This window comes from Actinoplanes sp. NPDC048791 (assembly GCF_040650095.1).
GTDB lineage: Bacteria > Actinomycetota > Actinomycetes > Mycobacteriales > Micromonosporaceae > Actinoplanes.
This window is the reverse complement of the sequence record NZ_JBEZGQ010000181.1, coordinates 1-11444: the sequence shown is the minus strand read 5'-3', so window position 1 is coordinate 11444 and position 11444 is coordinate 1. Positions and strand designations below refer to the sequence as shown.

General features: G+C 69.1%; 14 protein-coding genes. 9 read left to right on the top strand and 5 right to left on the bottom strand.

The features are described from left to right. The 3 genes from AB0C29_RS16075 to AB0C29_RS16065 form a co-directional block, all read right to left on the bottom strand. A partial coding sequence (locus AB0C29_RS16075; protein ID WP_360820814.1) for a DeoR family transcriptional regulator occupies positions 1 to 266 on the bottom strand: 266 nt, incomplete at its 3' end. 41 nt (positions 267 to 307) lie between these two features. Next, on the bottom strand, positions 308 to 1759 hold the full coding sequence (locus tag AB0C29_RS16070) for a rhamnulokinase family protein (protein ID WP_360820812.1): 1452 nt from the start codon (positions 1757 to 1759) through the stop codon (positions 308 to 310). 52 nt (positions 1760 to 1811) lie between these two features. Further along, positions 1812 to 2534, bottom strand: a complete 723-nt coding sequence (locus AB0C29_RS16065; protein WP_360820810.1) for a FadR/GntR family transcriptional regulator — start codon at positions 2532 to 2534, stop codon at positions 1812 to 1814. Between the two features lie 558 nt (positions 2535 to 3092). On the opposite strand from AB0C29_RS16065, the gene AB0C29_RS16060 reads away from it, so the two are divergent. From AB0C29_RS16060 to AB0C29_RS16030, 7 genes are all read left to right on the top strand, one after another. Then, on the top strand, positions 3093 to 4019 hold the full coding sequence (locus AB0C29_RS16060) for an ABC transporter permease (RefSeq protein WP_360820808.1): 927 nt from the start codon (positions 3093 to 3095) through the stop codon (positions 4017 to 4019). Beyond that, on the top strand, positions 4016 to 4792 hold the full coding sequence (locus tag AB0C29_RS16055) for an ATP-binding cassette domain-containing protein (RefSeq protein WP_360820806.1): 777 nt from the start codon (positions 4016 to 4018) through the stop codon (positions 4790 to 4792). The genes AB0C29_RS16060 and AB0C29_RS16055 overlap by 4 nt, the downstream gene beginning before the upstream one ends. A gap of 77 nt (positions 4793 to 4869) precedes the next feature. Further along, a complete protein-coding gene (locus AB0C29_RS16050; RefSeq protein WP_360820804.1) occupies positions 4870 to 5790 on the top strand; it encodes a sugar ABC transporter substrate-binding protein in 921 nt (306 codons plus the stop codon). A gap of 116 nt (positions 5791 to 5906) precedes the next feature. Continuing rightward, positions 5907 to 6209, top strand: coding sequence for a hypothetical protein (locus tag AB0C29_RS16045; RefSeq protein ID WP_360820802.1), 303 nt, complete (start codon positions 5907 to 5909; stop codon positions 6207 to 6209). After that, the gene (locus AB0C29_RS16040) at positions 6206 to 6559 is read left to right on the top strand and encodes a hypothetical protein (protein WP_360820800.1); all 354 of its coding nucleotides are present in this window, start codon (positions 6206 to 6208) and stop codon (positions 6557 to 6559) included. Before AB0C29_RS16045 ends, AB0C29_RS16040 begins: the two co-directional genes overlap by 4 nt. Beyond that, entirely contained in the window at positions 6556 to 6924 is a 369-nt protein-coding gene (locus AB0C29_RS16035; protein ID WP_360820798.1) for a hypothetical protein, read from the top strand. Before AB0C29_RS16040 ends, AB0C29_RS16035 begins: the two co-directional genes overlap by 4 nt. Before the next feature lie 107 nt (positions 6925 to 7031). After that, complete coding sequence (locus tag AB0C29_RS16030; protein ID WP_360820797.1) at positions 7032 to 8159, top strand: type II CAAX endopeptidase family protein; 1128 nt, start codon at positions 7032 to 7034, stop codon at positions 8157 to 8159. A gap of 79 nt (positions 8160 to 8238) precedes the next feature. On the opposite strand, the gene AB0C29_RS16025 is transcribed toward AB0C29_RS16030, so the two are convergent. Further along, entirely contained in the window at positions 8239 to 8799 is a 561-nt protein-coding gene (locus tag AB0C29_RS16025) for a TetR family transcriptional regulator (protein WP_360820795.1), read from the bottom strand. A gap of 98 nt (positions 8800 to 8897) precedes the next feature. Here AB0C29_RS16025 and AB0C29_RS16020 point away from each other — a divergent pair, with 98 nt between their 5' ends. Both AB0C29_RS16020 and AB0C29_RS16015 read left to right on the top strand, forming a co-directional pair. Next, on the top strand, positions 8898 to 9806 hold the full coding sequence (locus AB0C29_RS16020; protein ID WP_360820793.1) for an oxidoreductase: 909 nt from the start codon (positions 8898 to 8900) through the stop codon (positions 9804 to 9806). Positions 9807 to 10017: 211 nt separating this feature from the next. After that, positions 10018 to 10491, top strand: a complete 474-nt coding sequence (locus AB0C29_RS16015; protein ID WP_360820791.1) for a hypothetical protein — start codon at positions 10018 to 10020, stop codon at positions 10489 to 10491. A 71-nt stretch (positions 10492 to 10562) separates the two neighbouring features. Here AB0C29_RS16015 and AB0C29_RS16010 read toward each other — a convergent pair. Then, the coding region (locus AB0C29_RS16010; RefSeq protein WP_360820789.1) for an MMPL family transporter at positions 10563 to 11444 on the bottom strand (882 nt) is incomplete at its 5' end.

Genomic DNA, 11444 nt, shown 5'->3' with positions numbered 1-11444 from the left:
TCGGGTGACGTGCCGTCCGGGGCCGTCGCCGGCCGGCTCGCGACCGGCTCGGCGGGCGGGCTCGACGGCGCTGCCGGGGCGCCGGCCGGTAGCGGGCCGACACCGCCTCGCGTCGCCGCGAGCAGGCCGTCCGCCACCATCGAGCGCAGGTCGCGGCGCACCGTGGACTCGGAGATCTCCAGCGCCTCGGCGAGCTCCCGGAACGAGGCGTAGCCCCGGTCCCGGACCTGCTCCAGCAGCCGTCGACGCCGCTCGGCGATCAGCACCGAGACACCTCCCTGCCCGTACGTGGTCGATGCAGAATATGTCAGATCCTGTCATCGCTGTCGAGCAGGGTCAGGAAGCGAGCGTACGCGGCGTCGGTAGCGTCCGAGGTCCGCGGCTCGAACCGCCGCGGTGGCAGCGAGGCCCGTACGACCTCCCGCACCTCGGCCAGCGAGGACAGCTCACCGGCTGCCCGGGCCTGGATCAGCAGATTGCCGACGGCGGTGGCCTCCACCGGCCCGGCCAGCACCAGCCGGCCGGTCAGGTCGGCGGTCAGCTGGCACAGCAACGGGTTCGCCGCGCCGCCCCCGACGATGTGCACGACATCGGCGTGGGTGCCCGCCAGCGCCTCGGCGCGCTCCAGGGTCCAGCGATGCTTGCAGGCGAGGCTGTCCAGCACACACCGCACCATCGCGGCCCGGTCCACCGGCACCGGCTCGGCAGTCGCCCGGCACAACTCGGCCAGCCGCGCCGGCATGTCCTCAGGAGCGATGAGGCAGGGCGCGTCCGGGTCGATCAGGGACCGGAATGCCGGCGCGGTGCCCGCGGCGGCCACCAGGTCCCCGTACGGTGGCGAGCCCCACGCCGCCCGGCACCGCTGCAGCAACCACAGGCCCGTCCCGTTGCGCAGGAACCGGATGGTTCCGTCGACTCCGGCCTCGTTGGAGAAGCCGGCCAGTCTCGCGGCATCGGTCAGCACCGGCGCCGGCAACTCCAGGCCGGCCAGCGACCAGGTCCCCGAGGAGATGTACCCGTAGCTGCCCGCCCCGGCCGGAACCGCGGCCACCGCGGAGGCGGTGTCGTGCCCGGCCACCGCCCACACTGGTACCCGCCGGTCCGCCAGCAACGAACCGACCTGGGTGCCGGGCGCCACGACGTCGGCGCCGAAGAGCCGGCCCGGAATGCCGAGCGCCTCGATGACGCCGGTGGCCCAGCCACGGGTGACGACGTCGAGCAGCTGGCCGGTGCTCGCGATCGTCTGCTCCGTGACGAGCTGTCCGCTGAGCCAGTACCCGAACAGGTCAGGCAGCATGGCCAGCCGCTCGGCGACGGCCAGGTGCGGCGAGCCCTCCATCGCCACGAGCTGGCTGGTCGTGTTGATCGGCAGGGTCGCCGTGCCGGTGGTGCGGTAGAGCACCGCGGGATCGACGCGCTCGGCGATGAGCTTGACACTGGACTGCGTACGCCGGTCGCGGTAGTGCCACGGGTTGCCGATGAGCCGGCCGTCGCGGTCCAGCAGAGCGAAGTCGTTGCCCCACGCATCGATGCCGATCCCGGCGATCCGGTCCCGGCCCCGTTCGGCCAGCGCCGCGGTCAGCCCGGCCGACATGTCCGCGAACAGAGCCAACACGTCCCAGTGCAGCCCCTCGGGCAAGGCCACCGGCCGGTTGACGAACCGGTGCACCTCACGCACTTCCAGCCGGCCCTCGTCGAGCGCGCCGCGAAGCACGCGGCCGGTCTCGGCACCGAGGTCGACCGCCAGGAACACAGGCATCGCAAGAGCGTAGCCGCGCCGCAACGACTTTTCGTCGTGGCGCGGGGCCGACTTAGCGGTGGGCCTCCGGATCGGCGTCCGGCGCCGGCGTGGCCATGGCGCGGACGGCCGCTTCGACACCGAGGATGTGCGCGGTCGCCAGCATGCGGGCGCGCTCGCTGTCCCGGTCGGCGATCGCCTGGTAGATCATCTGATGCTCCGCGACCGTACGGGAGCCGGCTCCGGCGTCGACGCGTCCACGCCACAACCGGGCCCGTACCGTGTGGCCGGAGGTGTTCTCGATCAGCGCGGCCAGCACCGGATTCCCGCACCGCGTCGTGATCAGGTTGTGGAACGCCCGGTCGTTGGCCATCAGCTGGTCGTGGTCGATGGCCGGCTCTTGGATCAGCGCGTGGGCTCGGCTCAGCAGGCTCCGCAGTTCGGCCAGGTCGTCGTCGGTCAGCCGGTCGACCGCCAGGGCCGTGGCCTCCGGTTCGAGGAGCCGGCGCACGTGGAGGAACTGCCGTTCGCCTGCTTCGCCGTGCAGGTCGGCGACGAATCCCATGCCGTCCAGGAGCAGGTCGGGCCGCAGGCTGGTGACGTAGGTGCCGTCGCCCTGCCGGGTCTGCAGGACCTTGAGCGTGGTGAGCGCCCGTACCGCCTCGCGCAAGGTGTTCCGGGAGACGCCGAAGCCGGCGGCCAGATCCTTCTCGACCGGCAGCTTGTCGCCGGGCTTGAGTTCGCCGTCGACGAGCATCTGTTTGATCCGGCCGATCGTCGTGTCGATCGCACCCATGGCTCAGCCCCGTCGCCGGGTCAGCGCATCGCGCCGGCCGGCGCCGCCGGACCAACGGAACGCCGCGATCGGCTCGTCATGCATCCGCGCACTGTATCCAGGCTTCCCCGGTGGCCGATACTGGCCGGGATTGATCCCATGAATATTCCTCTTCATGCCAGGAAGGCTTCTGGACATAGATCGATATTCCGGTTAGATAAGGCCGTTTCTGTTTCGGCGATGTTACATCGCCAGTCTCATCGGGCCCTAGACATCGGGTGAATCCGTGGATAGGTTCCCGCTACCAGTACGGCACCTGCTCACCAGCCACATCCGGCCACGGTGGAGGTTCCTATGACTTCTGACGCCACTGAGCGTGACGCCTACCCGGAAACGGCATCCAGGCGCCACGAAACCTTGAACCCGTCCGGTGCGTCGCGCCGGGAATGGCCGGCGGGGTACCGCCCCAAACGCCGGAAACCGCAAAGCAGTGGGCCACCGTCCGGTTCGCGGCCTTCCGGTCCGCGTCGCGATCCGGCCGGGCTGAGTCTTGCCGCCCTGCGCGTCGGCCCGGCCCTGATGTTGCTGCTCGTCGTGCTGGTCGCAAGCGCGCTGTCGCCGGTCTTCTTCACGACGCGCAATCTCGGCAACGTGCTCAGCCAGACTGCGGTGATCGCGATCCTCGCGCTGGCCCAGCTACTGGTGATCGTCACCCGGGGCATCGACCTTTCCGTGGGGTCGACGCTGGCACTGTCCGCTGTGGTGGGTGCCCTGATGTTCGGGTCGATGGGGTCCGGTCCCCTGGTCATCCTGGCCATGCTCGCCACCGGCACGGCCGTGGGGGCGGTCAACGGAGCGGTCCTAGTCTGGGGCCGGCTACCGCACCCGTTCATCATGACCCTGGCCATGCTCAGCATCGCCCGCGGCCTCGCGCTGTGGCTCTCCGGCGGGCAGCCGATCAGTGGCATGCCGGAAGCGGTCCAGCAGATCGGCGGCGGCTCGATCGGCTGGCTTCCGTACTCGGCTTTCCTGGTCGCCGGGCTGGCTCTGGTCACGCTGCTGCTGACCAGGGCGATGGTCTGGGGCCGCTGGATCTTCGCGGTGGGCGGCAATCCGGACGCCGCCCGCCGGGCGGCCATTCCGGTCAAGGGCGTGATCATCTCGGTGTACGTGATCAGCGGACTGGCGGCCGGGATCGCCGGGGTCGTCAACGCGGGCCGCCTCAACGGGGGGTCGCCCACGTTCGGAGAACTGGCCGAGTTGGACGCGATCGCCGCCGTGGTCATCGGCGGGGCGAGCTTCCACGGTGGCCGCGGTCATGTCGGCAACGCACTCGTGGGAGCACTCATGATCGGCGTCATCCGCAACGCCATGAACCTGCTCGACGTCAACGCGTTCCTGCAACCGATCGTGATCGGCGTGGTCATCCTGCTGGCCGTGGAGCTCGACGTGGTCCGTGGGCGCTTGGAGGAGCGGCTTCGCGTCATCCAGGCGGTCCGGTCATGACCGCGCCGAACCAGTCCGCGGCCGACCCGCCGGCGCTCAGCGTACGGGGGGCCACCAAGCGTTTCGGCGCGGTGGTGGCGCTGGACGGCGTGGACGTCGAGGCGCGGCGCGGCGAGGTGCTGGCCCTGCTCGGCGACAACGGTGCCGGCAAGTCGACGCTCATCAAGTGCATCACCGGGGTGCACCGCATGGACGCGGGAACGGTCACGATGGACGGTGTCCCGGTCGACGTGGGCTCACCGGCGGTGGCCCGGGCTCTCGGTATCGAGACCGTCTACCAGGACCTGGCGTTGTTCGACAATCTCGACCCGGCGGCGAATTTCTACGCCGGACGCGAGATGACCACGCCGCGATGGCTGCCCCGAGGGCTGCGGCTGGTCCGCCGGCGAGCCATGGTGGAGGCCACCGTGGTGGTGCTGCGCCGGCTCGAGGTGGGTCTGGCCGACGTGAACACCCCGGTGGGACTCATGTCCGGCGGCCAGCGGCAGGCGGTCGCGGTCGCGCGGGCGGCGGCCTTCGCCACCAAGGTGGTCATCCTCGACGAGCCCACGGCCGCCCTGGGCGTCCGTGAGTCCCGTCATGTCCTCGACCTCATCCTGCGGCTGCGCGCCGAAGGACTCGCGATCATCGTCGTCTCGCACGCGATGGATCACGTGATGGAGATAGCGGATCGGGCCGTGGTCATGCGCCGCGGCCGCACGGTCGGAGAGCTGGTTCCCCGGCCGGAGAACAAGGAACAGATCGTGTCGCTGATCGTCGGCGGCAACGGCTGACTTCTGGTGCAGCTACCTCGCTCGTCAATGGGCACCGTCAACGGAGGTAGAAAATGCGAGGAAAATCTATTGTCGCGATGACTGTGGCGGGTCTGGTACTCGCCTCCTGCTCATCCACCGGAGACACCGGAAAGGCCGACGCCGGCGGTGGCGAGCCACTGAAGGTCGGTTTCATCACCAAGTTCCCGGTCGACTTCTACGACATCATGGTCGACGCCGTGAAGAAGTACGACGAGGCGCAGCCCGATGTCGAGGTCATCTACGGCCAGGGCAAGAGCGGCACCGACGACGAAGGAGTGATCAACCACATCGAGAACATGATCGCGAAGGATGTCAAAGCCATCGCGATCACCCCGACCAGCCCAGCCGTGCAGACCTCGCTCGACAAGGCGGTCAAGGCCGGTATCAAGGTGGTCCTGGTCGACAACGACATTCCCGGCTGGACCGGGAAGAGCTCGGTCGTGGCCACCGACAACCTGGCCGGCGGCAAGCTCGCCGGCACCTGGCTGGCCGGGAACCTGCCGGCCGGCGCCAAGATCGGAATCCTGCAGGGCCGGGTGGGCAACCCGTCACTCGACGACCGGGTCAAGGGCCTCAAGGAGACCCTCGGCAGCAAGGCCACCGTCGTGGGCGAGCCGGCCACCGACTGCGACCAGACCAAGGGCTTGAACGCGGCGCAGGACCTGCTCACCGCCAACCCGGGCCTGACCGCCATCTACGGCGCGTGCGGCCCGCCGATCGTCGGCGCCCTGCAGGCCGTCAAGGCCGCGGGCAAGAAGCCGGGGGAGATCACCGTGATCGGCTTCGACGCGTCCCCCGACGAGCTGAAAGCGATCAAGGCAGGCGACCAGACCGGTTCCGTCGCGCAGTTCCCCGCGAAGATGGGATCACTCGGCATCGAGACCGCGGTAGCGGCCGCCCACGGAGAGCAGGTCCCACCCAGCGTCGACACCGGCACCGAGATGGTGACGAAGGAGAACGCCGCCGAGTTCGCCTGAGAGGTGAGCCAAGTGCACAAAACACCCTTCGGTCGATCCTTGCTCCGGATCGGCGCGGTGGCGCTGGTGGCCGCGCGACGATCACCAAGCAGTCCTGGGGCCGGACCGTCGCCGGTGTGGCCGTCGACCGGTACACCCTGACCGTCAACGGAATGCGGCTGCGCGTTCTTACGCACGGCGGCATCCTGCAGTCCATCGAGACGCCCGACCGGCGCGGCAAGCCGGCCAACGTGAGGGACGTTGCGCGGAGGAGTCACGGGAGCGATGACGGTGTCAACGGTTCAGGTGAGCCGCCATTGCTGCCGTTGACTGTATTCGCCGAGTTGACGACCGGCCGGGGAAGTTGGCATGCGCCGGAGTATCTCCTTGATCAGGGAGTGTCTCGAGGCGACGTGGCGTCGGGCATGCTGCTTGCGTGAGCGACGAGTGCGACCACGAAACCATCTTTGCTGCGTTCAGAAGTCAGCGGAGCGCGCGCCGCGAGGAGGCGATCCGGGACGCTTACCTCGACCCTCATGCAGACCAGCTGCTCACGCAGATGCTCGATGAGTCGGCCGACCTCGACTTCGACAGGGTGGTCATCGCCGCTCACTTGGGCGACCTCACGGGAGCCGTCGGGGACGACGCCCTTCGGCGGGCGACCCGCGTGTCCGGCCGCGGTAGTAGGGATTTTCGCTGTGCATCCCTCCTGGCTTTGGCGAAGAGGCTGGGCACCCCGGGGCCACGCCGGATCTGCTCGCCGGCCTGGCCGGATCTGACGCTGCCGTGAAGGACTACGCGGTGATCGGCCTTGCCGGCGCCGGCGCCCGCAACAACGACGTGTGGAAGCAGGTCTTCGACCATCTACGGTCGGTGCTGCGACGAAAGCGTCGAGCACGCGGACAGTCCGAGGTTTCCTTCGCCCTCGCGTACCTGGCCCAGCATGTCGCTGACCCGTCCCGCAGATCCGAACTTGTCGCGTTCATCCGGAGGCACTGGGATGCCCTCGACGAAGCCGACTGGTTCGCCCGGCTGTGGCCGGATGCCAGCCCCGACGGGCCGCACCTTGATTCGGTCGCGGAACCGGACCGTGAATCGATTCGGACGTGGGTCCGCGAGCCTCTCTTTCGTCCACTCGGTGTGCCGAAGGGGTGACCGCTCATGCCGGAGAAGGCGCGGGGCCCAGTGGTGAGCGACACAGGCGACTCGTCGGTGCGTTGCCGGTTCCAAACCTGGTGCGGGGGTTGGTCAGGATCACGCGGATGGCGCTCTTGGACCAGGCGAGGCCGGGCCGGTGCGGGTTTCGGGGAACGCTCGATCAGCGTGAGGGCCGTGCCGGCCCGCACGACGCCGTGCGTACCCCAAGGTGGCTCTGCCTGGCCGCGGTGACGGCCCTCGCGCAGGCGCGTTCCTTGATGAGGGTGACGGTTGCCGGCGACCCTTTGCGGGCCATCGCCGGGTACGACGTTCGGCATGATTGCCTGATGGGCACAGCGAGGGTGAGTACCGACGTCCGGGTGTTCCTGGGGATTGTGTTCGGTCTGCCGTGGGCGCTGTGGGTGTTCGAGCAGATTGCCGGTGTGCGGGTTCTCTTCTTCGCGGCGATGTTGTCGGTCGCGGTCGCGACCTGGGTGGCGTCCCGCTATGTGTGGCGGCCGGTGAATATCGCTGAAGCAACCGCGCTGCTTCCGGTACGCCCGATCGGGCGTACGGTCCGGTACTGCTTGCTGGCCTTTGTTCTGTTCATCGCGATGTCGGCGCTCGCCGTTGCACTCAATGCGGCGACCGGGCTCTATCCGGCCGATCTGGACGGGTTCTCCGCCCTGCGCGACGTCTACGGCTCGGGGATCGCCGGCGGGGCCGGTGTGCCGTGGGAGCTGATCGGGCAGGCTCTCGCCGCCAACGCGCTGCAGTTCGTGTTGATCCTGCCCCTGGCCTTCTGTGAGGAGTGGGGCTGGCGTGGCTATCTGCTGAACCGGATGCGCGAGCGGATGGGCACGTGGCCGGCGTTGATCCTGATCGGGGTGATCTGCGGGGTGTGGCATCTGCCGTTCTACGTCGGGCCGTGGTTCTCGATGAGCGGGGATGCGGCCCGATCGCTGTTGCCGTTCACGATTTTCTGTGTGTTCTTCGGAATGGTGCTCGGATGGCTGCGGTTGGCCGCCGGGTCGATCTGGCCGGCGGTGGTGGGACATGCCGTCAACAACACCCTCGTTTTCGGGTTCGTGCAGGTGGTGGTCGCGGACAAGGCGGCCGAACCGAGGATCGACGGCTGGCTGACCGGGCTCAGCGGCTGGCAGGGCTGGCTGATCATGCTTGTGCCGGTCGCGGTGCTCGCCGCCCGTACGCGAGCATCCGGGGCGGACGCCGCAGCGGACCATCACGAGTGACGTGACCGACGAGGCCGAGCAGCTCCGCTGAACCAGCTGTTGCACCGGAGACGGCTTCGCGGGGGAGTGGGCGCGGGTCTCACGGGGCGGTCAGGCGGTGGACGGCTTCGACCACAGCGGCCCGGCGGCGGCCCTTCTCGACCAGATCCAGGAATTCCGGTTCGCGCAGCTGCCACATGTTGGCCAGGGTCAGGACGAGCGCGAGGATTTCGCCCGGAGCGATGCGGTCGGTGATGATGCCTCGACTCTGGGCCCGCGCGATCACCGCGACCTTGTCGGCCATCGCGGCGGTGGTCGAGGCCCGCCGGGCGGCCGGGTTGCCGCGTTCCAGCTGATACCAGGCCACGAAGCGCAGCACGTCCGGGTGAGCCAGGCCGGCGTCGCAGAGGCGGCCGGCGTATTCCCCGAGGTCGTCGGCGTCGATCGGGACAGCCGAGACAGTCTGCTCGACGATCAGGTCGAAGACCGCCTCGAACAGGGCGTCCTTGTTCTCGTAGAACGAGTAGACCAGCCCGGCGCTGATGCCCGCTCGCTTGGCCAGCCGATCGACCCGGGCACCGGCCACCCCGTGGGCGGCGAACTCCTCCAGCGCCGCTTCGAGCAGTAGCCGGCGCTTGGTCTCGGGATCGCGTGTGCGCATGCCCCCAGTCTTCTTAATGAACATTCATTTGACAACTCGAGACCCGGCTGGCTACCTTGAAGCCTTACTGAATGAGTGTTCATTTATAAGGAGTGGCGATGACCACCTGGACCCTCGCAACGATCAGCAGTCAAACCGGGCGCGTCGCCCTGATCACCGGCGGCAACAGCGGAATCGGCTGGCAGACCGCACGGGCCCTGGCCCTTCGCGGCGCCCGCGTCGTGCTCGCCGGACGCGATCCCAGCAAGCTCACGGCGGCCGCCGACGCGATTCGCGCCGAGGCGACCTCGGCCACGATCGACACGCTCGTGCTCGATCTCGGCAACCTCAAGTCGATCGGCGCCGCGGCGGCCCGGGTCGTCGACGAAGGCCCGCTGGACCTGCTCATCAACAACGCCGGCGTGATGAACATCGCCGAGCGTCAGACCACCGTCGACGGCTTCGAGATGACGTTCGGCACCAATCACCTGGGCCACTTCGCCCTCACCGCCCAACTCATGCCCGCACTGCGCGCTGCTCCGGCCGCGCGGGTGGTGACGGTCAGCGCGATCGCCGCCCGCTGGGGCAGCGGCGAGCTGACCGATCTGATGAGCGAACAGAAGTACCGGCCGATGGGCGCGTACGCGAAATCCAAGCGAGCCAACATCGTGTTCTCCGTCGAACTCGCCCGCCGGCTGGCCGGCACCCCGATGAGTGCCGTCGCCGTTCACCCCGGCGCTGCCCTGACCAACCTTCAGCAACATTCCCAGGGCGCGGCCTCCCGGCTGCTCATGCCGCTGCTCGAGCGGTTGGCGATGGGCTCACCCGAGGGCGCGGCATGGCCCTCGCTCTATGCCGCGACCAATCCCGCGGTCGAGAACGGCGCCTTCATCGGGCCGGCCGGACGCCGCCAGGACTCCGGCACGCCAAAGCCGGCCCGTCTGCCCAGCGGCGCCGACGACCGGGCCACCGGTGCCGCCCTGTGGCGCGACAGCGAGCGCCTCACCGGAATCTCCTTCATCGTCTGAATATCCGGTGTGGCGTGCCGGACCGAGCCACGCGCGGGATCAGTCGCCTGAGGCCGGCGCGCCCGCACCTCGGTCGACACGCATCCGTGGCAAGCGAACTGACTTCGCGTTGCGCTCCGGTGCCAAGCCTCATCCGTGCCGGATGAGCCGCCCGGCGCCGGAGGCGGGTGAGATGACCTCCACTGAGCCATGACGCATGGAAGGAACCACGATGGCCGACAAGGCATGGGCCGGTTGGATCTCCTTCGCCGGCACGCTGCTCGGGCTGGTCGGCATGCTGAACGTCGCGCGAGGTGCCGTGGCGTTGATCTCGGACAAAGAAGTGGTGCAGTTCGCCGACAACGTCGTCGTCGACAACGTGACCGCCTGGGGATGGACAGTTCTGCTGTCCGGCGTGCTGTTGATCGCCGTCGGTGCCAGCGTGTTCGCCCGGCGGACGTGGGCGCGGATCGCGGCGATCGTGCTGATCCTCCTGCATGCCACCGCACAGGTCGCCTGGCTCGACGCGTACCCGATATGGGCGTCTCTGATGATCGGCCTGGACACGGTGATGCTCTTCGCGTTGACGGCCCGGTGGTCGCAGGACCGCGACGACCTGCCCAGCCTCCGCGATGCTGCCGGCGGCACGCCGCGCAGCGCCGGCAGTCTCGTCGGGGAGACGGATCTGCAGCCCAGGGTGAGGTGATTCCAGATGACCGGCTCAGGTTCAGGCGCCTCCGCCGGGCCGGGCGGAGGCGCCTCGCGGGCGAGGGTTCGTCAGTGGATCCGGGCGAGCACCTGTGGATCGGCGTGCGTGCCGTCCCTCGCGGCGTCGGTGCCGGCCGGGCGTCCGGGTAGCACCCGGTCCAGCCACCTCGGAAGCCACCAGTTGGCCCGGCCCAGCAGCGTCATGGTCGCCGGTACCAGGACCATCCGCACCACCGTGGCGTCGATGAAGATCGCGGTGGCGAGGCCGAGCCCGAACATCTTGGTCGACGGGTCGTCGGAGATGGCGAAGGACAGGAACACCGCCACCATGATGAGGGCGGCCGAGGTGATCGTCCGGGCGGTGCCCGAGATGCCCTGCACGATCGCCTCGTTGTTGTCGCCGGTTCGCAGGTATTCCTCCCGTACGCGGGACAGGAGGAACACCTCGTAGTCCATGGACAGGCCGAACAGGATCGCGAACAGGAACATGGGGATGAACGACACGATCGGAACCGTCGCCTCCAGCCCGATCAGCGCACCACCCCAGCCCCATTGGAACACCGCGACCATGACGCCGTAGGCCGCGCCGATGCTCAGCAGGTTCAGCAGCACCGCCTTCAGCGGTACGAGCACCGACCGGAAGGCCAGCATCAGCAGCACGAACGACAGCGCCAGCACGGCGGCTATGAAGAACGGCAGGCGTTGGCTGGTGCGGCGACCCACGTCGGACAGGCTGGCCGCGGCACCGCCGATGTGGGCGTTCGACGGGCCCTGCCCGACCGCGGCGGGGAGCACCTCGGCGCGCAGCCGGGCGACGGTATCGGCCGTCGCCCGCTCCTGCGGTCCGGTGGTGGGGAACACCACGAGGGTCGCGTCGGCGGCCAGGACGTACCAGCCCAGCCGGTCCTCGGGCCGGTTGCGCCGGACCCGGACCAGCACCACCACGAGCGT